The organism is Ktedonospora formicarum, from assembly GCF_016587355.1.
Taxonomy (GTDB): Bacteria; Chloroflexota; Ktedonobacteria; order Ktedonobacterales; family Ktedonobacteraceae; genus Ktedonobacter; species Ktedonobacter formicarum.
Genome location: NZ_BNJF01000010.1, coordinates 235,304 through 261,055, shown reverse-complemented (window position 1 = coordinate 261,055; position 25,752 = coordinate 235,304). Strand labels below are relative to the sequence as shown.

The window sequence follows — 25,752 nt, the reverse complement described above, 5'->3', positions numbered from 1 at the left end:
ATCTGTGAGGGTCTCGACATAATTACGAACCGTTCGGATATCCACCTCCAGACGATTGGCAAGTTCTGCGCCGGTCATACTCCCATGCGATTGTAGTAATTCCAGGACGGTGAGCACACGGGCGGTCGGGCGATAGACCAATTGCTTGCTCCTCTCAGGAAAGTGTCCTCAATTAGGAACGATTTTATCAGCTTATCGGGCTACAATCAAGAACGTAGACAGGGATGAGTGAGGTTGGAAGAATGCAATTTTAGACATCATGAAAGAGGAAGATAATGACCAGAACGGACCCAATGACGACACCTTTACAGCAACAGATTGACCTGGCAGTGCAAGAAGGTCAACGCAGTGTCCCCGCTGAGCTGCTTGAGCCATTCATGCGCCCGATTCAGCAACTTATTGATTCTTCTGCCGCCTCGAAGGCGCGAAAAGTTGGTGAGATGGCGCCAGACTTCACACTTCCTGATGCTCTGGGACGCTCGGTGAAGCTTTCGGAGCTCCTTCAACGGGGGCCGGTGGTTCTGACCTTCTATCGAGGCATCTGGTGCCCGATTTGTAATCTGGAGGTGCGTGCCTACCAGCAGGCCTTACCTCAGTTGGAGGCATTAGGCGCCTCGGTGGTGGCGATTTCTCCGCAGATACCAAAACAGAGCCTCTCGATGGCAGAAAAGCACGCTTTGAGCTTTGCGGTGTTGAACGATGCAGGCAACCTGGTAGCACGCCAGTATGGCCTGGATTTCATATTGGATGAAGCCGTGCGCACAGCCCATCAGCAATTGGGTGCGGATCTACCTGCCTATAACGGCGATGCATCGTGGCAACTGCCAATACCAGCAACCTTTCTGATCGATCAAGCTGGGATCGTGCGCCTGGCCTTTGTCGATCCAGATTTCACCCATCGCCTTGACCCCTCCATCATCATCGCACAGCTCAAAAGGCTCAGCGGAGCATTGGTAGAATAAAGGTATTGTTCGCAGGAAATTCGACACTGTATTCGACTTCCCAACAAACGAACTCGCTGGACAGAGCACCGCTATGTCGAACCTCCAGGTCAAAACAAGAGACCCGAAGGTTCGACCTTATTTTGGCTTTTGAGTGCATCACAGAATGAAATGAGAGGAATCTGTACAATTCTGTGAGTTATAACAACCTCAAAAAAAACAGCGAACTAGCTTGAGGGTTCACCAACAGTATCAGTTTCGGGAAGCAGCACGTTTCACTCTGCTATTTTTAGCAATAAATGCTTGACACCATGACCAAGAACACTCAGGATAGATTGTAGGGGAACGCTGCGATCTCGCTCCAGGATGGAGAAGCGTGTAAGCAGGCATTCATAGGCTATGCGGGCTTCCAGACGGGGAATGGAAGAAGCCAGGCACATGTGAATGCCATTACCGAAAGCCAGGTGCTTGTTGGGCGAGCGATAGATATCAAAGGTCTCAGCATGAGGAAACTGTTGTTCGTCGCGGTTGGCAGAGCCAAGCCAGAGGAAGATTCCCTGCCCGGCCCGGATATGCTGACCCGCGATTTGTGTATCGCTCAGGCAGAGTCGGCTCATTCGCTGCACTGGTGAGCGGAAGCGCAAGACCTCTTCAAGCGCACCAGGCAACAATCCCTGGTTAGCACGCAGTTCGGCCCAGATCTCGGGCTGCTCATCAAAACAGAGCATGGCATTGCCGATCAGATTGGTCGTGGTCTCGTTGCCCGCTAGCAACAGAAGGATACAGAAATCGACGATCTCATCCTCAGTCAACGGCTTGTCATCCACTCTGGCGGCCAGTAGATCGCTGATAAGATCATCTCTAGGCTCTTGACGTCTGGTCTGGATAATGCCTCGGCAGTAGTGATCCAGTTCCTCCGATCCAGCACTGGCCCGCTCTTTCGAGTCACTAATCATATCGTCCGAATAGCGTTTGAAGGTATCGAGCTCCTCGAGCGGCACACCGAGCATCTCAGTCAGGACAATCACCGGCAGGGGATAGGCCAGGTCGTGGATCAGGTCGAGCTGGTTCGTGTGTGGACGCCTGTCTAGCAACATATCGACAACCTGGCGAATACGCCCTTCCAGGCGAGCAATTGAGCGCGGCGTAAAAGCTTGAGAAACCAGGGCACGCAACTGGTGATGTCGCGGCGGGTCAAGCCCCAGAATACTGCCAATGCGCTCCCGTTCGACCTTCTCAATGGCGCCCCGCTGGGAAGAAAAGATGTCTGGTCGTCTGAGGATCTCCTGACAGAACTCATGGGTAAAGACTTCCCAGACGTGCCAACGTTTGTTAAAATGCACCGGGCTCTGCACACGCATTTCCCTGTACCAGGAGAAAGGGTTCAACCCCATCCTGGAGGCGGGATATTCGCGAGCGAGATCCCAGAGATTGACTGTGTTCACGACACTGTTTTCCTTTCTCATCTCTCTTCATCACAAGACGCTCACATTGTTGAGTATGAAACCTGGTGATGAAACTGACCAGTAGACGATAGAGGTTCCTTGTAGGGAGGCCCGGACCCTCTTTACTTACAAGAGGCAGAATTGCCAGTTGGTGGATGTTGCTGGAGGCTCTGTTCAAGAGAAGCCAATGATTTTCCTTTCAGAGAATACAATTCTTCCAGAGAAAAAGCATGAAGACGAACCGCTCTTTGAAACATCTCGCTGATTGACCATCCTCTTTCGACCGCTTTTAATGCGCTGGTATCAAAGACAGGAAGCACAGCCCCCTTATTCACTGCCGTGGTCACTTCTGGATCACATAAAGCGGTACGTTGCCTATAACCGAATAACAGAACTGGCGCGGGCAGAAGCACGCGCTGGCGTTTCAATCTGGCGGCAATGGACCCGGCGATCTTCTCACCAATCACAAAATGTTGTAGGCCCAACGCCGATGTGAGCATCTCCAGATGGTCCCCATATCCCTTAACCTGCTGAGCGTCTTTGTGCAGGTGTCCATCCGTTGCCGTTACGACCCCCAGATCTGTTGCCATCAGACCCACAGGGGTATAACAACTATCTTTGAGGATAGTGGTAAGTTCTCTCGTCGCAAAATGCAGGCTAAAATTCTCCTGTTGAAAAAACTCGTGCAGAGCCTCTGGAGATGTGGGAACCTGAAAAGAAAAGCGGTGATCACATCCGGTCCTTGTGACACCGTTGCCCTGCTCATTCCGAAAGAAAAACTCCTGGGGCTTACAATGGACGGTGATTGTCTTTCCATCACCCATGAGCTTTGAGCAGAGAATCCGCTTGTCTCCTTGACCACATTGAGGACACGATTTCGTCAGAATCCAGGGATTCTTCAATCCAGTGATCTTGCGATAAGCAATTCTTCCCTCAGGGGTGTGTAATTCTAGAAGAACTTTGAGGAAACTGCTCATTGAATCCCCATCAATCATTTCCTCTTTGGGAATGAAGTTAAAATAGAGTGGAATATTTTGCATATCGATTGCAAGAGCTTTCGCAAAGGTTTGCAACGTTAAGTAATATTGAATAGCTTTTGCCTGTACCAAAGTCTCTGCTGCTTGCATGGCGATTTCAGCAATCTGCTGATCGGCGAGCGTCCAGTAATCCCGATTGAGCGGTGGGGAAGGGAGCTTGCCATACTGCTCAGAAGTGATCTCTGTGACCCGTTTGGTGAGGACCGCAGGGTCTAATCGCCACAGATGATGTTTATAGTATCGCAGTGGAACTACATCTGTATCTAAGTTCGCCACAATCGCAATGTCAGGTTTGCTTAATCCATCCATGATCTCATCGTCGGTGATGCTTAGGAGATCTGTTTTCATGGCTGAAAAAACGTCGTGTTTGTTCAAAAACTCAGAAGAATGATGATAGCGCCTGAGAAAGGCTGTTCCTACTCCTGCGAGAAAAAGACACTGGAAAAAATATCCAATCTCGTAGAGAGGCGAAAAGGAATTGGGGACTTCCCCCCTGTTCCAAGGGAGTAGTCACTTCGTTTTTCCTCTGGCTTTCCTTTCCGAACCTGAGGGGTTCCGCCCGTCACATCAACCACATACAATTTTTCCGGATGGATCGTTCCCTGATGGATAATTAGTCGGGAAAGAAAATGCGCCACGGCATCTATATTCTCTAGAAGAATTTGTCTATATGATATGTATTTTCCCTGTTTCTCATAATACATATGAGAATTTGTATTCATATGAGACCCCTTTTTCTTTCCAGAGCAAAATTACACGCTCAGCATCTCCATTGTAGGAAAAGAGCAAAGCTCAAAAAGCAACAGCACGAAGCTCTCGTTACAGCGCAGGATCATCAATAATATTTTATTTACATGCAATTTCTTAGATAAGCTGCTTATGGAACATAAAGAGTAGAGTGGTCTTCTGCTGCATATTGGGCAAACGAATGGTCAGATTCGATGTGTGCGTCGCCTAAAGGAACACGAAGATTATGAACAAAGAGCAGGTCAGATCATCGGCGACGCAAGCAGCGTCCATGACGGACGCTGCTTGCGTCGCCCGCGTCGTTTGGCTTCCTGCTGGGTTGATGGGGAAAGTTCGCTCGTTCCCCTATCTGGAGGATGTGCCCATACGGGATCGCTGCATTGTCGCGCAGACATGCAAATTGTCCTGCTTGGTAAGGCCCATATAGTAAAGAGGCTCGTATAGTGCATTAGACACTGGGAACAAAAATATGGTCAGCAATTTTTTTTGACACGATCTCATAGTTAAGATATAGTCATGAACCCTATCAATCACATCCTTAGGATAGATGAGAGACTCACGGGACACCTCATCAACCCATGAGAGAACGATTTCAGAAAGGAGTGACGTCATGAGCGTAATCATTCCGTATGAGAATGCACGTCATATCCCTCCTGTAGAATGGCATCATCATGCGCGAACTTGGTGCCGAGAACACCGCATGAAGCAGCCCGTGGTCTATAGCGACGAATATAAGCGATGGCTGATCTTCCGCTATCAAGATGTGCTTCACGTCTACAAGCAGCCCGAACTCTACTCTTCCAGCCTGCTCCCAAGTGCCAATGTGCCAGTCAAGATTCCAAATCAAATGACTGGCATTGTCCAACTAGACCCTCCGCAACATCAGCGCTGGCGTCTGCTCGAACAAAAAGCGCTCGCAGCTTGTTCTCTTGCCCAGTTACGCCCCTATATTATACAGGTGACAAGTGAGCGCCTAAAAAAGATCCAGAAGCAGGGCCAGGCAGATTTTATGACAGAACTTGCCATCCCACTCCCCTTACTTGTCATGACAAAGTGGCTTGGTCTCCCTCCAGAACAATGGCCTCTCTTTCATGCATGGGTGGATAGCCTCATTCTTGTGGAAAAAGAAGAAAACAGGGAAAAGGTGCAGCGAGAAGTAGAAGTGTGTTTCCAGATAATTTTTAAACAACGGCAGCAACACCCCCGTCAAGATCTCATTAGCCATCTCTTAACCAGCAGTGTTGAGGGTCCTCCCCTGACCATCCAGGACCTGTTGTTTTTGGCAACTGAATTGCTCGTAGCAGGAACCTTCTCATCCACAGCCTTGCTTGGCAATATGCTTCTGTGCCTGGAACTTTTCCCCCAGGAGCTTGTTCGTCTCCGTCGTCATCCTGATTTGGTACAAAATACGTGCGAGGAGGTGTTACGATACATGGGGGCAGCACGCGTTGTAGAACATCATCTGATGCATTGTCGTATCGCTACTGAAGAGAGTCAATTGGGAGGACAGCGCATTCGCAAGGGGGAGATTCTCAGGCCAATCGTCTTTTCCGCAAATTATGATGAAGCGATCTTCGACCATGCGGAGTGTTTTTCCATTCAGCGTTCTCCCAACCCCCATCTAGCGTTTGGTTCTGGTATTCACTCTTGTCTTGGGGGTCAGCTGATGCGTTTGGAAGCACGCATCGTTCTGGAACAGATGCTGGAGCATTTTCACGAATGGGAAATCATGAATCCTCAATGTCTGGAGCAGCTGGACACTGAAATGATCTTTGGATTGAAAAGCCTCCCTATGCGTTTTTAAAGAGATGACTTTTATGGGAACTGCCACTCCAATATGATTACACCTCGGAAGCAAGTGCCGCAGCATGGCAGTTGTGTTCCCTGATCACAGAATCAAGATTGAGTGTCGCAATCTCACCTTTGTCAACAATGAGACATCCACCTACCACTGTATAGTAAGCATGTTGCGGCGCGCAGAACACGACAGCAGCAACGGGGTCACTCAACGCCCCCGCGTAGCCAACAGTATTGAGATCAAGCGTGAAGAAGTCCGCACACTTCCCTGGCTCCAACGCCCCGATGTCTGATCGCCCAAGCACCTGTGCGCCCCCACGGGTAGCAATCTCCAGCGCTTCGCGAGCCGTCATCAATTCTCTCGTCCTCAACGGATCGCTGGAAGGGAACGGCTGCTTTGATCCCTCTGGCGGGAACAATCCCATCTTCAACCGAGCAAGCAACAGAGCTTCCCGCACTTCAAGAAGAAGGTTAGAGGAATCATTACTCGCCGAGCCATCGACACCAATACCTACTTTCACATCACACTCCAAGTATTTCTTGACGGGAGCAATACCCGAAGCCAGTCGCATGTTCGATGATGGGCAATGGCACACTCCCGTACCCCTCTGACCGAAGAGGCGGATTTCCTCATCGTTAACGTGAATTGCATGGGCATACCATACGTCGTCTGCGATCCAGCCCAGTGTATCCAGATAGGCAACGGGCCGCATTTGAAAATGTTCAAGCATGTAGCGCTCTTCATCGGCCGTCTCACAGAGATGCGTATGGAGCCGAACACCATACTCTCGCGCCAGAGAGGCAGATTCGCGCATCATATCTGCCGTAACGCTGAACAGAGAACCAGGGGCCAGAACAATTTGCAGCATCGATCCACAGCCAATAGTATGGTATTGCTGAATGAGCCGGTGAGAATCAGCAAGAATGACGGACTCCTTTTCAACACAAGTATCTGGAAGAAGACCTCCAAGCGACACGCCTCCACGTGCAGCAACAAAGCGAACACCCAGCTCCCTGGCTGCGTGGATCTGGTCGTCAAGCGTACAGCCATTCTGGAAAATGTAGGTATGGTCGAAGGAAGTGGTGCAGCCGGAGAGTGCAAGCTCAGCGAGGCCAATGATGGTCGCGGTACGAGATGCATCCGGTGTACGACGAATCAAAACAGGATAGAGAGCACGAAGCCAGGGAAAAAGATCAGTGTTCTGAGCTCTCGGCAGGTTCCTGGTCAAAACCTGATCCAGATGATGATGGCAGTTCACCAGTCCAGGCAAGAGGATCTGGTCGCGCAAATCGAGAACCGTGTCTGCTGACACTGGCAGTTCACTCGTTAATGCCACCTGCTCTATGAAGCCATCCCGAGCGAATAAACCAGCATCTCGCAATTCCCGGCGCTCGCCATCCATCGTAACGACAAGCGTTGCGTTCTTTGCCAGCAATGTGGTCATCTGCTCCCCTCCTTTCTCATGTGAGAAGTTCATACCGAAACCAACCCAGGAAAAGCATCATCTTCGCAATTATAATGAATCCATAAAATAGGTTCTCCGCCATCTTGAAACGTCATACGCAGCGAGCGCACCATTCCCGATGAGATTGTTTGACGACCTCATAAGATGCTATTGGTCTACCCTCTAAACTGACAGAAGAAAGGATTTCTCTTGAAGGGAGGGAAAATAAGTCAGAAGGAGGAAATGTTATGTCGCTCAAATCAGAACCTATTGGACTTATTCCGGATGCAACTACTCATGTGGACAAAGCCACCTTCCCTTAGGTCAGCACATGTATCCACATGCGAGATACATCAGGCCCCTTTTTTCAGAATGAAAGGTTTACGGGTCTCTTCCCCAAGCGTGCGCAACTAGCACACATATCCTGGAGACTCGCTTTGGGAACATTTGCCCAAGGATGCTCTGAACGTCATGCGACTGAGGTGGTACTTCAATGAAACAAAACAAATATGATGATCCAGCATTCTTCACCAAATACAGTCAGATGCCCCGTTCCATCGGCGGGCTGGAGGATGCGATTGATTGGCCTGCCTTCCGCGAGCGACTGCCCGATCTTTGTGGGAAAGACGTGCTGGATCTGGGCTGTGGCTTTGGCTGGCACTGCCATTATGCACGCACGAAGCTTGCACGAAGCGTGGTGGGCATTGATCTCTCTGAGAACATGCTTACTCGCGCCAGAGAGAGCACCGACGATCCTGCCATTCAGTATCAACGGCTGGCGATTGAAGACATCGACTTTCCCGCAGACGCCTTCGACGTGGTGTTCAGTTCGCTAGCCCTGCAGTATGTGGAGCGGTTCGACCTTGTCTGTCGCAAGGTGTATCGCTGTCTGAAAACAGGAGGCACCTTCGTTTTCTCAGCCGAACATCCCATTTTTACCGCGCGAGCAGCACAAGACTGGTCGTACGGTTCGCATGGGGAGCGGTTACACTGGCCCGTCGATCAGTATCAAGAGGAAGGTTTGCGTCATGCCTGCTTTTTAGATGATGACGTGGTGAAGTATCACCGTACAGTTGCTACCTATGTCAATACACTCCTTGCCTGTGGCTTCCGCCTTTCGACGCTGGATGAACCATCCCCCACGCCAACCCAATTGAAGAGGCATCCCGAATGGAAGGAGGCACTGCGCCGCCCGATGTTTCTCTTGCTTGCAGCGATCAAATCAGACATGAAACAAACATGATTCATCCCGAATCTTGAAACGTCATACGTCGCACATCTGATAGTATTCCAGCTGTGGTAGAACATAACAGCCCAGAGGACAGGCTTTGGCACCGTGTTACTGGGAGCGGTGTTGGTGTCACATGCGGCATATGTTCTTCTCCTCAAAGACAGCGCTCGTCATCTCAGCCTTCATGCCACAGGCTGAGCGCGAGCAACGAGTTTGCTCTCGCGCCAGATGATTACGGCGCTCCAGGCAATGGCCAACCCTTGAGCCGCATATCCGGCGATCTCGACCCACATCGGCACCATCAGATCAATACCCAGAATTACGCCCCCGACGAGAAACAGCCCCCAATAGGCCAGGGGAAGATGCGTTTCAGCAGGAGAAGAACCCCCAGAAACCCATAGCCTACGATCAGGAAGAGAGACATCAGGAAGGGAGTATACAGTGCGATCCCGAAGCTCTGAAGCAAGGGGCTCTGGGCCACGGCTTGAAAGAATTCAGGCGAATGGAATTGCGTTTGCAGCGCGGGATCAAAATGAGCAAAAAGAGGGTTGAAGAACCCATCAATAAACAGAAGCCCCGCATATGAGAGTTGCCCAAGGAGGGCCAGAATCAAGCTGAGAGGCGCGCTCTTGCCCATGCGCTCATGATATTGCAGGTAGATGGCAAGTAGCCCAAACCCAGCCAGGATGGTACAGTAGGCTCCTATCATATGAGCAGCCATATACGCGGCGGCGCGTGGGTTGATCTCCACCGCGCGTCGTCCACCATGGAGAAAGGCCTCATAGAAAGGAAGGAAAAGCGCAGGGAGGATACTCACTCCCGCTACCATACGAGTCATACGAGCGAAGTTCGCTGAGGAAATGTTGTCCATACAAATTCTTTATAGCCTTCTTCTTACAGAGAAGAGACAGAAAGTCTCTCCATGCTCACCTGGAACTCACGTCCTGGTGGCTATTCCTGTTATGCATAGCCGAATGATTCCTGGGCTCCAGGATCATTTGGCAGCGATCATACCAATGACAGGATGAGCCAATGATATACTCTAATGCCTCAAGAGAGATCACATCGGCCTCATGATCTCAACCTTTTAGGCTCAGGATCAGAGAAGGTAAAGTTCTTGCTCCAACACAAGCCGGCTTCACTTACCATACCCCCTCCTTTCCCGATGCAATGAACATACAAGAGAACAATGAAAGAAACAAGTACGCAAAATAATTTGCGTAGTCTAGCAAACCATACTACAAATCAGATGCACTACACACCATAACAGCAATTGACACACAGCCTAAGCAAATCATTTGATCGTAGAGAGAAATATGAGCGGAGGCCAGCCAGACGCCTCCCTTGACAAGCTCCTCATCTCTGATCTATAGTATGTGAGTGAATATTCACTCACATACAGGAAGAAGGAGTCTATGGCAACAACGCGAGAGAAAATCTTGGAATCCGCTGAAAAGCTGCTGCACTTGAAGGGTTCAGCACATGTCACCACGAAGGAGATTGCACGTGCGGTTGGCCTCTCTGAAAGCGCGCTCTACCGACATTTCGACCATAAAGAGGACATCTTCTTCGCCCTCATGGCTGAGCATCAGCCAGCCTTCCACGAGGCGTTTCAGACACATCCGGCAGGCACAGCAACGGTCAGTGAGAACCTGATCGCGCTGGTGCTGGCGGTTGTCCATTATTATGAGCAATTGATCCCCATGGGTGTCTCCTTCCTGGCAGACAAGGAACTTTTGAACCAATTTCGTGCCACCACCCAACCGCTGGGTATGGGGCCACATAACGTCTTTGAGCGCCTTGCAGCCTATCTTGAGGAGGAGCAGCATCTTGGACGCCTCGGACGGCATCTTTCAGCCTTGACGATGGCGACACTCTTGCTAGGCCCCTGTTTTCAGCGAGCCTTCAACCACCAATTCATGGGCTTTGATCCGCTCCACCAGACGGTACAGCAATTTGCTGAAGAAGTGATACAGGGGTTGATTCCTGCGATGCTGCCTTCCTGACTGGGACTGAGAGGCGCGAGTTCCTCTGCGATGTATGTACGAAAGTTTCAACATGTCAACCGAATGAATGGACGGCAGATCGTATCTACTGAGTGAAGAAAAACAAGGAGACCCATTGATGTGAGAGCTTCACGGAACTGCTTTGCTCTGGGGCAAATGCTCTTGAACGCTCCTCTCTGCCTCATTTGAACGTGGCATACGCTCGTAGAAAGGACAACAAATGACGATCAGTGCTGCCTTTCCATATGAAAAGCACTATCAAACTGTGCTGGGCTACCAGATGGCCTATGTCGAAGTGGGTGAGGGCGATCCCATCGTTTTTCTGCATGGCAATCCTGCTTCTTCCTATGTATGGCGCAACATCATTCCGTATCTGCAAGGACTGGGACGCTGCATTGCCCCCGATCTCATCGGGATGGGCGATTCGGACAAGCTGCACAACAGTGGTCCGGGTTCCTATGGATTCTTCGAGCATCGCAGTTACCTGGATAGGTTACTTGAGGCACTGGGGGTGCGTGAGCGCATTACATTTGTCCTCCATGATTGGGGTGCGGCCCTCGGCTTTGATTGGGCAAATCGCCATCGCCAGGCAGTCAAGGGTCTGGTATATATGGAACCGGTTGTCAGGCCGTATAGTTGGGCGACCTGGCCGGAATTCACCCGTGATCTCTGGAAAGCCTTACGTTCCAACACGGGCGAACGCCTGGTGCTCGAAGACAATGTGTTTATTGAGCGCCTGCTCCCACACACTGTATTACGTGAGCTCAGTAAGGAAGAACTGGCAGAATATCGTCGCCCTTTTGCCGAAGTAGGCGAGGGGCGTCGTCCTATGCTAAGTTGGCCCCGTCAGGCACCCATTGATGATGAGCGCGCGGATATGATCGAACTGGTTACGGCATATGGAAGGTGGCTGACCCAAAGTGATGTTCCAAAGTTATACATCAACAATAAACCGGGAACGGCGACGCAGGCAGCACGGGAGCTCTGCCAGTCGTTTCGGGCACAGGCAGAAGTGACCGTCAAAGGCAGCCACTACCCACAAGAGGATTCGCCCAATGAAATTGGGACTGCGATTGCGACTTGGCTACAGATCCTGGCATAGACAGACATTCTGCTCGAAGTTCGCCTTCAACCGAGCAACGAGCAGGCAATCACAAGAGAGAAGAGAGCATGAGCGAAAAAACAACGCATACCACACAAGCATACTTGACTACTCCTGGGAAAGGCCATATGACTCTACTGACCAGCTTTCGCCGCAACGGCGCAGGTGTTGGCACCCCAGTGGGTACAGTCGCCTCACAGGGTAAACTCTACTTTATGACACCCGCCGATACCTGGAAGGCCAAGCGCCTCGCCCACAATCCACACGTCACGCTTGCACCTGGCAACCGCAAAGGGGATGCGCTTGGACCGGCGATTGAAGGCACCGCACGTCGCCTGTATGCAGAGGAGGCAAAGCACGCACGAAAACTGCTGCGTATAGGGATCATAGGTCGCTTCTTCGGGATCGTCTTTAACCGCAAATACCCCGGCGAGAAAACAGCGGTGTATGAAATTGTGCTCGATGAAAGGGACGCTAACATGGGAAGGGGAAGCATTGAGAAGGTGCAATCTGCGCATTCCTGATGCTGGACCAAAACAGCAATTGGGCAAAAAGAAAGGATAAATGTATGCCAGTTTCATCACGTCTTCGCCTGCTCGGGATGCTCTGCCTGATCGGCGGAGTCCTTCAGGTAGCAGATACGCCACTCGACCTGTGGTGGTCAGATCCCACGAGTCCGGTCCACGCAGTTGCTCGTTTGATCTGGGCCATCGCGAATCTCGCGCTCATTGGCGGCCCCCTAGGTATCATTGCCCATCGATTTGTCTCGCCTGGCTGGCTTACAATGGCAGGAGCAGGCATCGCGATTCTTGGCATGCTTAGCCAGGCGAGTGGGATGATTAGCTATCTGGTTTTCCCCGACTCTGGTGCCGGGCAGATATTGACACCGCCTGGTGGCATCCTGATCGCGCTCGGCATGGTTGTCCTGGGAATAGCGACACTATTAGGAAAGATGCTAGCGGGCTGGCAAGCATGGGCACCTCTCCTCGTTGGGCTGTACTTCATCGCTCAACTGGCCCTGATCCAGATTCCTTTCTTTCTAGGAAAAGGGCTGTTAATCTTCGCTCCCCTTGTTGATCTCTGGGGTCTTTTCTGGATTCTTCTAGGTGCGGTAATCGTCTTGTCAGAAGCCGTGCCCGCGCAACTTCCACTTGCGCGAACGTGATCCGAAATCCAGTCGCAGGACTGCGGAAAAAGGCAAGGCAACCCGCAGTCACAAAGATATTTCAGTGTTTGCCCTGGCAAACACTGAAATATCTTCTCCCCCCTCATACGTTTTCTGCACATATGCAAAATACGCGTGAGCAAAAAAACAATCAAAAACGGAGTCTATATGACAAAAAGCTTTCGTCCCACGCTTTTCTTCCGTGCGGGGCATATCATCAATACGTTTCTGTTGCGGATTGGCGTAAAGAAGGGCAATATGGTCTTACTGACTGTGCGGGGGCGTAAAAGTGGGCAGCCTTATACCGTCCCGATAGCACTTCATGAATATGGTGGACAACGCTGGTTGATCGCCCCTTACGGCATTGTTCAATGGGTACGCAATCTGCGTGTAGCAGGCGAAGCCACACTGACGCGCGGTCGCTACAGCGAGCATATATCTGCTACTGAAGTCAGCGTTCAGGAAGCAGCTCCAATCCTCAAAAAAAGTCTGATCAATGCTCGTTCTTTTGTACTGGCATACTTCGATGTCACAACTGATGCCTCGCTTGCAGAATTCGAACGTGAAGTAGCGAATCACCCTGTCTTCCTGGTAAAAAGCTGCTCAGAGAAGCTTCAGGCCGACAAAAGCACGCTTCAATAAAAGACTCGTTTTGACATCAGCCAATACACATCTGTGGCTCAGAGCAAATAAGGTGTGTGGCAAAAACGCGCAAACTCGGGATGAGCCTGTTTATTCATTGTCTCTCACCTTCTCTTGCGTTAAGACAGAATTTGTAGCCTTCATTCAACGGAAGATAGAGGCATTTAATTTTAATACAGGCATCGGCGGCAGCACAATACCAAATCCTGATAGTGGCAACGGCATTGTGCTGTTCTTGCCAACGCGCTACCTGATGCTCAAGCTCTTCACACGTGGCAATGCGGTGTGAGAGACATTAGCGGGCCTTTGTCCGCCAATTCGATCTCGGCCATATCCAAAGCAGGGCAACTCATAAGGCAATGTAGTACAATATGGCAAGCTCTCACGCGAATGATCTAGCCAGGAAGGAGTAGGCGCTCAAGGCGTGCGCTTCTGTTTTCCAATACTCGCACGCCTTGCCCGTTCGTGGTATTCATATGACCTTCTTCACATCCACTCACCAGGAACTTTCGCGTTTTCTCACCTTCTCACGCGATGAGTGGGCAACATTACGTAAGAAGGCATCAATAATCCTTTCCTTCATGCTCATGAACCGCCATTCTGCTCTCCTGATACTGCATGCGTCCGTCACATTATCCTCAAAGCGCACATTCTCATACCACATTCACCCATCCTGGTTAAAGAGCAATATATCTACGCAGGCCTTGCCTGTGGAGGGGCACGAGGTCTGCCAGAAGGAAGGTGGCGAGGAATGAGCTGGCTCCGATGAGGCTAAGGGCACACCATGCAGGCAGAGGGAGGCATAGGATATAGTAAGCGCTGATCATGACTATGGGAAAATGGAGCAGATACCAATGAAATGAGGCACTGCTACTGTATGTGAGCAGAGGGCATGTCCGGTTCATATAGGTACTTCCCAGCGTCAGCAAAACAATGAGGCTAGACCAGAGGGCAAGGCATTGGGTCGCCTGGTAGAGCATGGAATTCAGAGTATAGCGAGGTATCAGCAATTCGCCACGTAAGAGTCCCATACACCAGAGAGCCAAAAGGGTGCTAGAGCAGAGTATGCTCAAGATCAGCGCCTGACGCCCTTGCTGGCGTAGGACCTGCTGGATAGTGGAGTTGGCGAAGAGCACATACCCATAGATATAGATGAGCAGCCAGCAGGATGCGTCCGCCAGACTACAATACTCAGGGAAGGCTGGAAGCAGGGCAAGCCGCGTGAGCAGAAGAGGGAAGACTGGCATTAACAGCCCGCCCGGACAGTTACTCAGGTGCGCCATCCACACCTGCCATCTAGCACTCCGCAACAGGAGACACAGGGGAAGCGTAAGCAGCGAGAAGCCAAAGAGGTATGCCAGGAACCAGAGATGGTGAATATGGAGAATAATCAAGTAGAGCTTTCCCCTGAGCAGGATCTCACCGAAGAAGTAAGGATAGAAGGCAAAGAGCGACCCTTGATAACTATTATTGCTTATCATTGTCACATAGGCCTGAAGTGGGAAAAGCAGGACAAAGCCCAATGCAAGCGGCATGAAGAGGCGGGAGAAACGCTCTCTAACGAACTCGATCGGCGATTTACGTTTTAGCGCGAACCAGGTACTGGCCCCTGCCAGAAGAAAGTAAAGGGCCATACACCATTGAGTGAGCACGGGCAGAAAGGCTGTGAGCGCGTCATTCTGTAATCCTGGAGCGTTACGAGGCTGGTAGAGATCATGAAACACCTCTATACAGTGAATCAAGACGACAAACACGAAGGCAAGAGTTCTAAGCCAGTCAAAATAGTACAATCTTTGCGTTTTCTGTGCTTCTGTATATACCGTATTCATATTATTGCAGCTTTCTTTTGAGATGGAGGATATGCATTGAGAGGAATTTTAGAATTTACATGTGAATGGGGTATTGCCAAACTGGAGGAATTTTGTGGCCAAAGTGTGTCAATTATGTATGGGGTAAGAGGGACAGTGGACATACTTCTGTAACACCTCTACCGTATGCTATACACATTCTAGGAATTTCACATGGCATAACGAGGTTATCCAATGCAAGCATCATCAACGGATAGGCAGCAGGTTGAATATGAATCCCTTTCAAACAATAGAGGCCGAACAAAAATATGGCCTGCCGCCGCCTACCTTTTATTTTCATTTCCGTCAGGAATCCTGTATTTCGTTATCCTGGTCGTCCTCTTGGCCTTGAGCGTGGGTTTATTCATTGTCTGGCTTGGCATTCCCATATTTATTGTGATGCTGTATCTGAGCTGGCAATTCGCCATCTTTGAGCGTAACCTCGCTATACGCTGGCTCAATTGCGACATCGCGCCATTTACACTTTCCAGGCAACATAAGGAGAGCTGGCTCCAATATCTCCGTGCGCGCCTCACCAATAAGATGACCTGGAAGGCGCTGGCGTTTCTCCTGCTCAAATTTCCTCTGGGAATACTCAGCTTTGTCTTCGTTCTCCAGGTCCCAATCTTGATACTGGTTCTGGCCTTGATCACATTCATCCTGGGCGTCATCTGCACCCCCACACTCTATCTCATACTTGCGGCACGCAATGCGCCGCTTGTAATACGATGGCCTGGACAGAGGCCAATCTACCTTTATGGTATGAAGGATCTCATACGCTACATGTTTACAGGCTTTGGCCTGACACTCCTGCCCAGGTACATTCTTCTGGGGATGGCCTGGGTCTGGAAACAATTGGGGCGCACCTTGCTGGGCATGAGTAATCAGGATCTCCGTGTTGCCCAGGCCGAAGAACAGGTGAGACGTGAACAGGCCAAAGCCGAACGTGCCGAGCTGAGTCGCCAGCAACTTATCGTCAATGTCTCACATGAGCTACGTACACCTGTCGCCAGCATACGCGCCCATCTTGAGGTGTTGCTGAAAGCCTGCGAGCAAGATGACAGCCTCGTACTCCATCCTCAAGAGTTGAGCAACTACCTGGGCATCGCACATCGAGAGGCTGTACGCCTCGGCGCTCTGGTCGAGGATCTACTCTCGCTCTCGCGCACAGAAGCCGATACGTTGCGCCTGAATATGGCCTCAATTGTACCAGGAGAAGTGATTGAAGAGGTCTACCAGGCGTTACTCCCCCTGGCACGCAAGGAGCGTATGATTACGCTGGTTCGCTCGTTACCTGAGAGATTGCCACTCGTACAGGCCGATTATCAGCGCCTTACCCAGGTTCTAATGAACCTGGTACGCAATGCGATCACCTACACCCCCGATGGGGGCATTATCTCAATATCGACGCGACAGGAGCGGAGTGATTATCTGGTTATCTCGGTCGCAGATACGGGGATAGGCATTCCAGCCGATCAACTGACACAGATTTTTGAGCGTTTCTACCGTACGGATGCATCACGATCGCGTTCCTCTGGCGGCTTTGGCCTGGGTCTCTCTATCGTTAAAGACCTGGTAGACGCCATGGGGGGGCATATAACAGTTGAGAGTCAGGAGGGAGAGGGGAGCAGCTTCCATATCCATTTGCGGCTCGCTCAAGGGATAACAAATTATAACTCGCGGCCATAAGACCTGGACGTTAGGGCAAGCAGCGTGTACACTTAGCATGCATATCGTTGCCCTCTGTCTATGCTGAAGATATTTTTGAAGGAGAAGTTGGCACATGGCTCGCGTGCTTGTTGTTGAGGATGAAATCGCTATTTGTAACCTGATCTGCGGTGAGCTGAGTGCCGAGGGTCATACGGTCTACCAGGCCAATGACGGCCTGCAAGCGCTGACCCTGGTTGAACAGCACCAGCCGCAGCTTATCATCCTTGACTGGATGTTGCCCGGCCTGGATGGCCTCTCCGTCTGCCGCCGTGTGCGCCAGAACTACTTGATGCCTATCCTTATGCTTACAGCTCGCAACGAAGAGATCGACCGGATTCTGGGCCTGGAAGTGGGGGCAGACGATTACATTAGCAAGCCTTTCAGCATGCGTGAGCTTATGGCCCGGGTGCGCGCCATGCTACGCCGCGTTGACCTGGACCAGCGGCTGGCGCAGACCCTCCAGCAGGCTCGATCAGAACCCTCAGTAGCACATGCATCACCCGCGCTCACCCCCTCACCAGAGCAGCCCTCTATCATACGCGGACCACTTGAGATCGATCCCAACGCCCGCATCGCTAGGCTTCATGGTGAAAGCATCATGCTCACACCGAAAGAATACGAACTATTGATTTTACTGGCTTCACATCCAGGACGCGCCTTTAGCCGCGAGTTTCTGCTGCAACAACTCTGGGGATACGACTACGATGGCTTTGATCGCACCGTCGATACTCACGTCACGCGCCTGCGCAAGAAGCTAGGCGGCGTTGGAGAAAAGATTGTCACCGTTTGGAGCGTTGGCTACCGCTTCATGGAATAGCCTACAAATTGAGCCACATAGATGAGCGTACATCTGGGATGAAATGAAGGTAGTTTACACAGCCGTTGCGTATTCAAGGTGTGGGTAGGAGAAATCTCCTGGAATGTCTAGAGCGGGCCGGGTCATAAAAAGCGCTTCTGGCTCACAGATCCGGCGTCGAATGGGCATATCACTCAATTCAGGAGTAAGTGGAAACATTCTTTCCATGTCCACATTGGTTGCATGCGGGGGAACGCAAAAACTCGCTCGATGTCAAAGTAAACTGCTGGGTATTTAGCAGATACCGGCGGTTGCAGGTCATCGGTTTTCCTACCCCCAGAAGGTGTTTGCAGATCTCACTGCAAATCAGGTTGGCAGCCATCGCAGTGACAAAATGAATGTTGGGATGACGAAGCCAGGTCGCTTGCTCTATCCAATCGAATTCTGCCATCTTCCCCACATCTGCATTACTGGCTGTCATTTCACATGCCAGGCAACCCGTTTCAAACGGGATCACAAATGGTCCGATTTCCGCACAGATCCCATGATACTCCCCTTCGATGAAAGAAATATTCTCCTCAAGAGCAGCCTGGTTCACCCACATCATAATCTCACTCGGCTGATCGACACAGCTGACCACAAGATCCACGCCCTTGATCAGGTCACAGATCTCGTGTGGTCCTGCGATCAACCGTTGTACCGGCTCGAAGGTCACACCAGGATTGAAGCGGGCAAGCTGTTCCCCTGCGGCGGCGACCTTTGGCTTCCCAATAAAGCACTGCACGGAGTTCTTACAAATCAATTACTTCCACGTATCATGACTAAGTGCAGGCACGAACCTTCAGCTTTTTCATCGCTTCCTCCTTGATTATTTAAAGCCAAAACGACTACGGGAAGATCTCCTTTATTGTTATGTTGCTTGTAAATGGCCTTGCAGAGTGAGTTGCTTCAATCTAGCAGCATCCGCATAAGCCAACCAACCACTCAGTATTGTGTGTACGAAAACGCTGGAATAATCTCTTTGCCATAGGCATCAAGTGTTCGCTCTTTGTCTTTGGTCATCAGGTAGATATTGAATTGGGTGACGCCAAGATTGGCGAGTTCCTCAATACGCTGCTGACATTGTTGGGCCGTACCAATGACACAAAAGCGATCAATGACCTCATCAGGAACAAAGTCGACGTGGAGAGCGCCAACCTGACAATGTTGCTGATAATCATAGGTAGGGCGATTGCGTACATAGCTAGTCAGTTCTGGTGGTAAATTCTCTATCGAGTAGCGCGAGATCAAGTCGAGAACATGATTAGAGACGAGAGCAGGAAACCACCTTACTTGAGCACGCGCACATTCCAGATCATCAGAGACATAACTTGCGGCTGCGCACATGACCTGAAAGCGTGACCAATCGCGTCCAGCCTCCTCACACCCCTGCCGTACGAATTGAAGGCTCCACTGAATCAAATGAGGATCCGCAAATTGCAATATGACCCCATCGCCAATGCGTCCCGCCAGTCGAAGCGCTTGAGGACCATAGGCAGCAACAAAGATGGGCATGTTGCCATGTGCCCATTTTATCTGAAGCGTCCCATGAATCATCTCTCCGGAGACGAGCGAGCGTATCTCATGAGTGGCTTGTTCCATAGTTGCCAAGCTAGCAGGTTTCTTGCCAAGGACTCGTACCGCACTATCGCCGCGTCCGATACCCATGAGCATTCTTCCACCTGAAATCTCCTGCAACGTGGCAAAAGCGCTGGCAATAACACTTGCCTCACGTGTGCAAGGATTGGTCACGCAGGTTCCCAATCGTATACGACTGGTATTGGTTGCCATGAGGGTAAGAAGGGAGAAAGGTTCCATCCAGAGAAGATGAGAATCAAATAACCAGGCATAAGAGAAGCCTTGCTCCTCGGCTTTGCGTGTCAATGCAACAATACTGCTTGATGGTGGATCCGGTTTAAGTGTGATGCCAAACTCAATCATATGATTTCTGCTCCCCCTCTCATTCTAAAATATGCTCCTCATGCAGTATAGCCAGGGAGCCAAAGCCAGTGGTGAATGAGCTCAAAGGGGCCGCTATGACATTTAACATGAAAATTGTGCTCCTCAATGACCAAGACCACGACTGATAGATGAGAGAAATAACCTTGCCGATCTCTTCTTTTTCTGGGTTGGGGATTCAAATCGATACAGGAGATGCTCAATAGTGATAGAGGCACAATTGAGGACGGTGGCCTGATATCATGTGTCTTGTCAGCCCTGAAAGAGGCAAAGTGTTTCCGGCAAAAGCATGCAAGGCATTTGGATCTCAGCAGATCGTAGATGTCCTGCAGGGCCCTGCTTTTCCACAAAACCTCCGGCCTTGCGCATCGACGCAGGAGCATAGACTGACAAGCCTGAGATGCTCAAGGCTCTGTTTGTCCGCCCTTCTTTCTCAGGCCGTTTTTCAGCCAATTTGCAAATTGTGTATTAGAGCCAGGGCTGAAGCCCTGGTGAGCACATCAACTGTATCACTCACTCCTAGGCAATGCTGAGGTCGTATCGAGTGCAGGCCCAATCCAAACGGTTTGGATGTTCACGAACTCGCGTATGCCAAATACAGAGAGCTCACGACCATATCCACTATGCTTGATTCCACCAAATGGCAAACGCGGGTCGCTTGCCGTCATACCGTTCAGGAACGTAGAACCACTTTCCAAACGGCGAGCGAGTGCACGAGCCCGGTCAACATTGCGTGTCCAGAGGTTGCCGCCAAGACCAAACTTAGAAGTATTCGCCAGTTCGATGGCATGATCCGTGTCTCTGGCATGGGTGATGGCTGCTACAGGGCCGAACGTTTCCTCATAGAACAATGGCATTTCAGGAGTGACATGCGTCACGATGGTGGGTGCATAAAAGTAGCCCCGTCCATCCAACGGGCGGCCACCGAAGAGGATCTTGGCTCCCATATTGACAGAGCTTTGCACCTGCTTATCTAGAGTTGCACGCAGATCACCTCTAGCCATTGGCCCGATCTGGGTCTCACGTTGCAGCGGATTCCCCACACGCAACGTTGCAGCCGCCTCCACGAATTTGTGCTCGAACGCTTCGGCGACCGCCTCGACGATAATAAAGCGTTTGGCGGCGATGCAACTTTGGCCTGTGTTCTGGAAACGAGAGCGGACTGCAGTTTGGGCGGCGGCGTCCAGGTCGGCATCCTCCAACACAATAAAATAATCCGACCCTCCCAGTTCCAATACATGTTTTTTGAGGTGCTGGCCGCTGGTAGAAGCGACAGCGATACCCGCTTCCTCACTGCCAGTCAATGTCACCGCAGCAATACGGTGATCAGCAATCAGTTTTCCGGTTTCTGCTCCTGGCACCAGCACCGTGCGGAAGACGCCTTCTGGAAAACCACACTCACGAAAGACCCGCTCTATTTCCAGGGCGCAGCGCGAGACGTTGGAAGCGTGTTTGAGTACTGCGGTATTGCCTGCCATTAAGGCAGGTGCAGCGAAACGAAAAACCTGCCAAAAAGGAAAATTCCAGGGCATGAGCGCCAGAACAACGCCCAACGGTTGATAGGAAACATAGCTATCAGTTGCATTCGTGGCAATCTTCTCGTCCTCCAGGAAGTGCTCAGCATTTTCCGCATAATACTCGCAACTCCAGGCGCATTTCTCGACTTCGGCCTCGCTCTCTGAGAGAGGTTTTCCCATCTCCAGGCTTGCCATGCGGCCCAACGCTGTTTTGTGTGCCCGCAAATAGGTTGCAATACGCTGGAAAAGTGCGCTACGCAGAGCAAAATTGGTTTCACGCCAGGCTCTGAAAGCAGTATGTGCTGAGGCCAGCGCCTCGTCAATCTGTGCAGAACTGTATAACTCAAATGACTCGACGATCTCTTCTGTCGCAGGGTTTATCGATTGAATGTTCATAGTTACCTCCTTACAAGGTTGGTGCATCGTAAGCCAACCAAAATAATCAAGACTTCTTATTCATTAAGTGCCTGGGCTACGGCTTGCTCGAGCGTCAACTCACGGCCCTGGGACCAGGTCGTCTGGAAGGTTACATCATCGAGTTGAGTGCGCACAATAGTAATTATGCTATCAATTTCCCGCTTATCATTTGGTTGGTGAAAGGCTCCTAATCTCTCCATGGCACTTTCTGATGCGCCAAGCAAGCGCGCGGCTTGCTGCGGCTGGCCCAAACCACACACAGCTCCTGCAAGAAGAGCCAGAATCGTTGCTACTTGGAGCGTATTATTGATTGCACGTGCTAACTGAAGTCCCTGGCGGCTCAACGCTCTGGCACGCTCAGCCTCATTTGTATGCAAGGCAAGAAAGGAGAGGTTATTGTACATGAAAATGATTCGGCGAGTTTCTCTCGTCTGCTGTGACACTGCCAGGCATTCTTCATAGGCTTGCCTGGCAAGCTCATCATCGCCGCAAAAACGTGCTATTTCCCCTCTGATATTGAGCGCTTGTGCTATCCCTGGTTGATATTTCAATGAATGAAAGACTGTCAGACTTTCCTCAACGAGAGAAAGAGCTACCACTGGCTCTTGCAGCATCGTGTAACCCAGCAACGCAAGTGCCCAGGCCATCTGGAGCTGTTCCTTGACCTCACGAGCACACGCAAGCGCTCTACGAAACAGGTTCTGTCCAGCCTCAAGATCATAGAGAAACGCAAGATGCCCGGCGCTGAGCAGAAATTTGGGATGATACACCAGAGAGACCTCATCGAGCCTCTTTAAGAGGTGTTGCGTCCATTGGTGCCCTTGAGCATGATATCCATCACCATACCAGAACAGGCAGAGAGCACCCGCTAATCGTATGCCAAGTGCTACATCCCCACTCGTTAAAGACCAGGAGAGGACAGCGCGGATGTTCTCCTGGTCTACGTTGAGCCGTACAGACCAATACTCATAGCCTGCCATTCGCAACTCTGGCTCAGCTTGTTCCGCCAGCGCTACAAAATACTCGGCATGTCGTCTCCTGAGAGTTTCCTCCTCGCCATTTCTTTTCAGTTGTTCATGCGCATACATATGGATCATTTGCAGCATAACAAAACGGAATTCATCGCCTGGTCCCGCTTTCTGTTGTACGAGGTGTTTCTCCACCAGAGACGAAAGCCCCTCTACCACATCACAGAACAGGCCTTCGCCACAGATGTTCTCAATAGCTTCGAGAGAGCATCCTCCGCGAAAAACTGACAATCGGGCAAACAGCCGCTTCTCACTCTCATCAAGCAGGTTATAGCTCCATTCAATCGAGTTGCGCAGCGTTCGTTGGCGTGACGGGGCATCGCGTAATCCCCCTGAGAGGAGATGCAAGGACGAATTCTCCCTTGCCCATTCCAGGCGTTCCAATAACGCCTGTGGCGAGAATAGCTTGCAACGTGCCGCAGCCAGTTCGATGGCAAGCGGTAATCCATCAAGAGAGAGACAGATTTGCCCGATCGCTGGAGCTGTTACTTCGCTTAGCGTAAAGTGGGGCAAGACCATTTGTGTACGCCGAAGAAAGAGGAGCCCTGCTTCGGATTCCATAAGTTGCTCAATAGAAGGTCGCTCAGCGAGAGGCAGTGAGAGCGGTGGGACAGAATATTCCTGCTCTACAGAGATATGCAATGGTTCCCGACTGGTGACAAGGATTTTCAATTGTGAAGAAGCCGCCAGGAGTTTGGGAATCAATGGAGCGGCCTTGATAACATGCTCAAAGTTGTCAATCAGCAGTAATAGCTCTCGTCGGGCAAGCACTCGTTGGAGAGTACCTAATAACGGCTCCAGAGAACCTTCAACGATACCAAGCGCAGAGGCGATGGCTTGTGCCACCAGTGTATGATCTGAGAGAGAGGCAAGATCGACAAAGTAGATGCCGTCAGCATATGCTTCAGTCATCTCTGCCACCACGCGCAATGCTAGCTGTGTTTTGCCAGTTCCCCCAGGGCCTGTGAGTGTCAGAAGGCGAGACGCACTCAGCAGTTGCTTTACGTCAGCAACTTCACGGCGGCGCCCGAGAAAGAGAGGCGTCTGTGTGGGAAGAGTAGGCCTGGATACAAGATCTGGTGATGGTGAAACCCTGCTCCCAAGCAAACCAAGATCTTTTACACGCATGATAGCTTGAGTCCGACTATTGACCCCCAGTTTGCTGTAAATCTGGCGGTTATACCACTTCACGGTATTGAGGCTCAAGACAAGCCCGTCCGCAATCTGCTGATCTGATAATCCAGCAGATAGTCGTTTTACAATCTCTAGTTCGCGTTTGTTCAGTCGCTCTTGTGACGTACCCTTTTCTTCCATGTACTAGTTCCGTGGGGATGAGGCGTCTAACTATACGTTTCCGAATAGAAGTATTCTACCTTTTGCTACCTGTCTTGTCTATTTTTTCCCATGCTTATTTCCATTCTTTCGAATGGTGACACACCTCCTCATTTCTCTTATCCTTAAATAAGACGAAAGCAATACAAAAGCGAGCTCAAGAATCCTGCAGCATGTATAAGGAGTTACCTCTCCACCAAGGAATAGTATTGACACAGGAGTGGAAGATGTCACATGGCACCAGAGTCATAGTTGGAGAGCATTGAAACTCACGAAGACGCTGAGAACAACTATCTCAGGTTTTCTGCTCGTTCTTAAATGACGCTTGCAACGTATCATGTTGAGAAGAAAGGGAACAAGCATGTCAACACCAAATACCGAACAGAAGAAGAGTGCAAGTCAATTCGTTACGGAAGCGCGCAAAGCCATCCCAGAATTTACCGCCGCACAGGCAAAGGAGAAGTTAGATCAAGGGCAAGTTGGTCTTCTGCTTGATGTCAGGGAACCCGCTGAATGGGAGAAAGGGCACATTCCAGGAGCAGTCCTCGCCCCGCGTGGGATGTTAGAGTGGTATGCGGATCCAACAACGCCCTATGCCAAACCAGAGCTCACGACAAAACGAGATGCGCTCATTCTTGTAGCGTGTGCCTCTGGTGGGCGCTCAATACTAGCAGCTCAAACGCTCCAATCGATGGGCTATTCCAACGTGGTGAGTATGGCTGGCGGTTTCAATGAGTGGAAAAAGCGAGAGTACCCAGTCGAGGAGAAAACAACAGAGGGAAAATAAACGTTCCGCTGATACATTGCCTTTCTCTACCCTCATGCCTGGCACAAATGGATGCACAACAAGATTGCAGGGAACAACAAACACAAACGTGTATGCATATGTTGGTAACACATCAAGGAGTACCGATAGCTTGCGCAAGCTATCGGTACTCCTTGATCGTTCCTCAGATGACCGTTGTCGCTCGTTTATAGGTTTGGGTAGAGGCAGCGCTCATGGTGCTTGCTTTAAAAGCCGCACGTCCCATCACCCGGCGTGTTGCCCCCTCCATTAGTTACAATACCTGAACAGTCGTTAGGATGGTTGTTGGTAACAACACTGCCTCTCACGAGCACATTAGAGTTTGCAGTGGCGATGCCACCTCCTGACGAGCTTGTATTGTTAGTGATGATGCTGGCGGTAATGTTTGTTGTGCCAAGATTGGAGAGTCCGCCACCTAAACTCCCGGATGTGTTGTTGGTGATGGTGCTGGTGGTAATATTTCTCATCGATCACTTCAAATTGTTCCCCCAAGTCCTGATGAACAGTGGTCAGGAGAATACTTCCAGTTCAACGCCAGATCATGCCACTCCATCAGTTCATTCACTCGCCTGATTGTATTCTTTGATAGTGGTAACTCTTCAGGGGCGATGGGATAGCCAAACTGTGACCTGATAGAAGCGGTCAAAAGTCTTGTCATGTTGCTCTCGTGGGGTTCCCAGGCCATAATCACGAACCTGAACCATGGCCGTTTCCCACACTGTCCGATTTACACGAACTACAACC

General features: G+C 50.7%; 24 protein-coding genes. 13 read left to right on the top strand and 11 right to left on the bottom strand.

What is annotated here, in order from left to right; genetic code table 11:
• A partial coding sequence (locus K3T82_RS48790) for an HTH domain-containing protein (protein ID WP_220200095.1) occupies window positions 1-141 on the bottom strand: 141 nt, incomplete at its 3' end.
• Window positions 142-275: 134 nt separating this feature from the next.
• On the opposite strand from K3T82_RS48790, the gene K3T82_RS45545 reads away from it, so the two are divergent.
• Window positions 276-962 (top strand): peroxiredoxin-like family protein, encoded by a 687-nt coding sequence (locus K3T82_RS45545; protein WP_220200086.1) that lies wholly within the window; start codon window positions 276-278, stop codon window positions 960-962.
• 254 nt (window positions 963-1,216) lie between these two features.
• Here K3T82_RS45545 and K3T82_RS45540 read toward each other — a convergent pair whose 3' ends face one another.
• The 3 genes from K3T82_RS45540 to K3T82_RS45530 form a co-directional block, all read right to left on the bottom strand.
• A complete protein-coding gene (locus K3T82_RS45540; RefSeq protein ID WP_220200085.1) occupies window positions 1,217-2,386 on the bottom strand; it encodes a cytochrome P450 in 1,170 nt (389 codons plus the stop codon).
• A gap of 122 nt (window positions 2,387-2,508) precedes the next feature.
• Window positions 2,509-3,771, bottom strand: a complete 1,263-nt coding sequence (locus tag K3T82_RS45535) for a hypothetical protein (protein WP_220200084.1) — start codon at window positions 3,769-3,771, stop codon at window positions 2,509-2,511.
• A 641-nt stretch (window positions 3,772-4,412) separates the two neighbouring features.
• Window positions 4,413-4,565 (bottom strand): hypothetical protein, encoded by a 153-nt coding sequence (locus K3T82_RS45530; RefSeq protein ID WP_220200083.1) that lies wholly within the window; start codon window positions 4,563-4,565, stop codon window positions 4,413-4,415.
• 215 nt (window positions 4,566-4,780) lie between these two features.
• Between K3T82_RS45530 and K3T82_RS45525 the strand changes: the two genes are divergently transcribed.
• A complete protein-coding gene (locus tag K3T82_RS45525; RefSeq protein WP_220200082.1) occupies window positions 4,781-5,974 on the top strand; it encodes a cytochrome P450 in 1,194 nt (397 codons plus the stop codon).
• Window positions 5,975-6,011: 37 nt separating this feature from the next.
• Here the strand turns inward: K3T82_RS45525 and K3T82_RS45520 are convergent, their stop codons facing one another.
• On the bottom strand, window positions 6,012-7,412 hold the full coding sequence (locus K3T82_RS45520) for an 8-oxoguanine deaminase (protein ID WP_220200081.1): 1,401 nt from the start codon (window positions 7,410-7,412) through the stop codon (window positions 6,012-6,014).
• A 493-nt stretch (window positions 7,413-7,905) separates the two neighbouring features.
• Between K3T82_RS45520 and K3T82_RS45515 the strand changes: the two genes are divergently transcribed.
• Window positions 7,906-8,655: a class I SAM-dependent methyltransferase gene (locus K3T82_RS45515; RefSeq protein ID WP_220200080.1), complete on the top strand. Its 750-nt coding sequence runs from the start codon at window positions 7,906-7,908 to the stop codon at window positions 8,653-8,655.
• Between the two features lie 307 nt (window positions 8,656-8,962).
• Here K3T82_RS45515 and K3T82_RS45510 read toward each other — a convergent pair whose 3' ends face one another.
• Window positions 8,963-9,514, bottom strand: a complete 552-nt coding sequence (locus K3T82_RS45510; protein WP_220200079.1) for a hypothetical protein — start codon at window positions 9,512-9,514, stop codon at window positions 8,963-8,965.
• A 544-nt stretch (window positions 9,515-10,058) separates the two neighbouring features.
• Between K3T82_RS45510 and K3T82_RS45505 the strand changes: the two genes are divergently transcribed.
• The 6 genes from K3T82_RS45505 to K3T82_RS45480 all read left to right on the top strand — a co-directional run bounded on the left by K3T82_RS45505 (window position 10,059) and on the right by K3T82_RS45480 (window position 13,847).
• Window positions 10,059-10,649, top strand: coding sequence for a TetR/AcrR family transcriptional regulator (locus K3T82_RS45505; protein WP_220200078.1), 591 nt, complete (start codon window positions 10,059-10,061; stop codon window positions 10,647-10,649).
• 220 nt (window positions 10,650-10,869) lie between these two features.
• Entirely contained in the window at window positions 10,870-11,751 is an 882-nt protein-coding gene (locus tag K3T82_RS45500; protein WP_220200077.1) for a haloalkane dehalogenase, read from the top strand.
• Between the two features lie 68 nt (window positions 11,752-11,819).
• Window positions 11,820-12,275: a PPOX class F420-dependent oxidoreductase gene (locus K3T82_RS45495; RefSeq protein WP_220200076.1), complete on the top strand. Its 456-nt coding sequence runs from the start codon at window positions 11,820-11,822 to the stop codon at window positions 12,273-12,275.
• A gap of 44 nt (window positions 12,276-12,319) precedes the next feature.
• Entirely contained in the window at window positions 12,320-12,916 is a 597-nt protein-coding gene (locus K3T82_RS45490) for a hypothetical protein (protein ID WP_220200075.1), read from the top strand.
• Between the two features lie 168 nt (window positions 12,917-13,084).
• Complete coding sequence (locus K3T82_RS45485; RefSeq protein ID WP_220200074.1) at window positions 13,085-13,558, top strand: nitroreductase family deazaflavin-dependent oxidoreductase; 474 nt, start codon at window positions 13,085-13,087, stop codon at window positions 13,556-13,558.
• A 10-nt stretch (window positions 13,559-13,568) separates the two neighbouring features.
• Entirely contained in the window at window positions 13,569-13,847 is a 279-nt protein-coding gene (locus K3T82_RS45480) for a hypothetical protein (RefSeq protein WP_220200073.1), read from the top strand.
• A 388-nt stretch (window positions 13,848-14,235) separates the two neighbouring features.
• Here the strand turns inward: K3T82_RS45480 and K3T82_RS45475 are convergent, their stop codons facing one another.
• Complete coding sequence (locus K3T82_RS45475) at window positions 14,236-15,387, bottom strand: acyltransferase family protein (protein WP_220200072.1); 1,152 nt, start codon at window positions 15,385-15,387, stop codon at window positions 14,236-14,238.
• A 213-nt stretch (window positions 15,388-15,600) separates the two neighbouring features.
• On the opposite strand from K3T82_RS45475, the gene K3T82_RS45470 reads away from it, so the two are divergent.
• Both K3T82_RS45470 and K3T82_RS45465 read left to right on the top strand, forming a co-directional pair.
• Window positions 15,601-17,094, top strand: a complete 1,494-nt coding sequence (locus K3T82_RS45470) for a sensor histidine kinase (protein WP_220200071.1) — start codon at window positions 15,601-15,603, stop codon at window positions 17,092-17,094.
• A 94-nt stretch (window positions 17,095-17,188) separates the two neighbouring features.
• A complete protein-coding gene (locus tag K3T82_RS45465) occupies window positions 17,189-17,932 on the top strand; it encodes a response regulator transcription factor (RefSeq protein WP_220200070.1) in 744 nt (247 codons plus the stop codon).
• A gap of 178 nt (window positions 17,933-18,110) precedes the next feature.
• Here K3T82_RS45465 and K3T82_RS45460 read toward each other — a convergent pair whose 3' ends face one another.
• The 4 genes from K3T82_RS45460 to K3T82_RS45445 form a co-directional block, all read right to left on the bottom strand.
• Window positions 18,111-18,695 carry a TOMM precursor leader peptide-binding protein gene (locus K3T82_RS45460; RefSeq protein ID WP_220200069.1) on the bottom strand — a complete coding sequence of 195 codons (585 nt, stop codon included), beginning with the start codon at window positions 18,693-18,695 and terminating at the stop codon, window positions 18,111-18,113.
• A gap of 200 nt (window positions 18,696-18,895) precedes the next feature.
• The gene (locus K3T82_RS45455; protein WP_220200068.1) at window positions 18,896-19,891 is read right to left on the bottom strand and encodes a TIGR03842 family LLM class F420-dependent oxidoreductase; all 996 of its coding nucleotides are present in this window, start codon (window positions 19,889-19,891) and stop codon (window positions 18,896-18,898) included.
• 527 nt (window positions 19,892-20,418) lie between these two features.
• Entirely contained in the window at window positions 20,419-21,822 is a 1,404-nt protein-coding gene (locus tag K3T82_RS45450; protein ID WP_220200067.1) for an NAD-dependent succinate-semialdehyde dehydrogenase, read from the bottom strand.
• Window positions 21,823-21,878: 56 nt separating this feature from the next.
• Window positions 21,879-24,185, bottom strand: coding sequence for a LuxR C-terminal-related transcriptional regulator (locus tag K3T82_RS45445; protein ID WP_220200066.1), 2,307 nt, complete (start codon window positions 24,183-24,185; stop codon window positions 21,879-21,881).
• 379 nt (window positions 24,186-24,564) lie between these two features.
• Here K3T82_RS45445 and K3T82_RS45440 point away from each other — a divergent pair, with 379 nt between their 5' ends.
• Window positions 24,565-24,990 (top strand): rhodanese-like domain-containing protein, encoded by a 426-nt coding sequence (locus K3T82_RS45440; RefSeq protein ID WP_220200065.1) that lies wholly within the window; start codon window positions 24,565-24,567, stop codon window positions 24,988-24,990.
• Window positions 24,991-25,293: 303 nt separating this feature from the next.
• Window positions 25,294-25,581, top strand: coding sequence for a hypothetical protein (locus tag K3T82_RS45435; protein ID WP_220200064.1), 288 nt, complete (start codon window positions 25,294-25,296; stop codon window positions 25,579-25,581).
• The last annotated feature ends 171 nt before the right edge of the window (window positions 25,582-25,752 follow it).

Excerpts from the sequence above, each read along its gene's own strand:
- K3T82_RS45455 (WP_220200068.1), bottom strand. The coding sequence starts at position 19,891 with ATGATTGAGTTTGGCATCACACTTAAACCGGATCCACCATCAAGCAGT.
- K3T82_RS45515 (WP_220200080.1), top strand. The coding sequence starts at position 7,906 with ATGAAACAAAACAAATATGATGATCCAGCATTCTTCACCAAATACAGT.
- K3T82_RS45440 (WP_220200065.1), top strand. The coding sequence starts at position 24,565 with ATGTCAACACCAAATACCGAACAGAAGAAGAGTGCAAGTCAATTCGTT.
- K3T82_RS45490 (WP_220200075.1), top strand. The coding sequence starts at position 12,320 with ATGCCAGTTTCATCACGTCTTCGCCTGCTCGGGATGCTCTGCCTGATC.
- K3T82_RS45520 (WP_220200081.1), bottom strand. The coding sequence starts at position 7,412 with ATGACCACATTGCTGGCAAAGAACGCAACGCTTGTCGTTACGATGGAT.
- K3T82_RS45495 (WP_220200076.1), top strand. The coding sequence starts at position 11,820 with ATGAGCGAAAAAACAACGCATACCACACAAGCATACTTGACTACTCCT.
- K3T82_RS45510 (WP_220200079.1), bottom strand. The coding sequence starts at position 9,514 with ATGGACAACATTTCCTCAGCGAACTTCGCTCGTATGACTCGTATGGTA.
- K3T82_RS45470 (WP_220200071.1), top strand. The coding sequence starts at position 15,601 with ATGCAAGCATCATCAACGGATAGGCAGCAGGTTGAATATGAATCCCTT.
- K3T82_RS45465 (WP_220200070.1), top strand. The coding sequence starts at position 17,189 with ATGGCTCGCGTGCTTGTTGTTGAGGATGAAATCGCTATTTGTAACCTG.
- K3T82_RS45475 (WP_220200072.1), bottom strand. The coding sequence starts at position 15,387 with ATGAATACGGTATATACAGAAGCACAGAAAACGCAAAGATTGTACTAT.
- K3T82_RS45485 (WP_220200074.1), top strand. The coding sequence starts at position 13,085 with ATGACAAAAAGCTTTCGTCCCACGCTTTTCTTCCGTGCGGGGCATATC.
- K3T82_RS45500 (WP_220200077.1), top strand. The coding sequence starts at position 10,870 with ATGACGATCAGTGCTGCCTTTCCATATGAAAAGCACTATCAAACTGTG.
- K3T82_RS45445 (WP_220200066.1), bottom strand. The coding sequence starts at position 24,185 with ATGGAAGAAAAGGGTACGTCACAAGAGCGACTGAACAAACGCGAACTA.
- K3T82_RS45535 (WP_220200084.1), bottom strand. The coding sequence starts at position 3,771 with ATGAAAACAGATCTCCTAAGCATCACCGACGATGAGATCATGGATGGA.
- K3T82_RS45525 (WP_220200082.1), top strand. The coding sequence starts at position 4,781 with ATGAGCGTAATCATTCCGTATGAGAATGCACGTCATATCCCTCCTGTA.
- K3T82_RS45505 (WP_220200078.1), top strand. The coding sequence starts at position 10,059 with ATGGCAACAACGCGAGAGAAAATCTTGGAATCCGCTGAAAAGCTGCTG.
- K3T82_RS45530 (WP_220200083.1), bottom strand. The coding sequence starts at position 4,565 with ATGTCTGCGCGACAATGCAGCGATCCCGTATGGGCACATCCTCCAGAT.
- K3T82_RS45545 (WP_220200086.1), top strand. The coding sequence starts at position 276 with ATGACCAGAACGGACCCAATGACGACACCTTTACAGCAACAGATTGAC.
- K3T82_RS45450 (WP_220200067.1), bottom strand. The coding sequence starts at position 21,822 with ATGAACATTCAATCGATAAACCCTGCGACAGAAGAGATCGTCGAGTCA.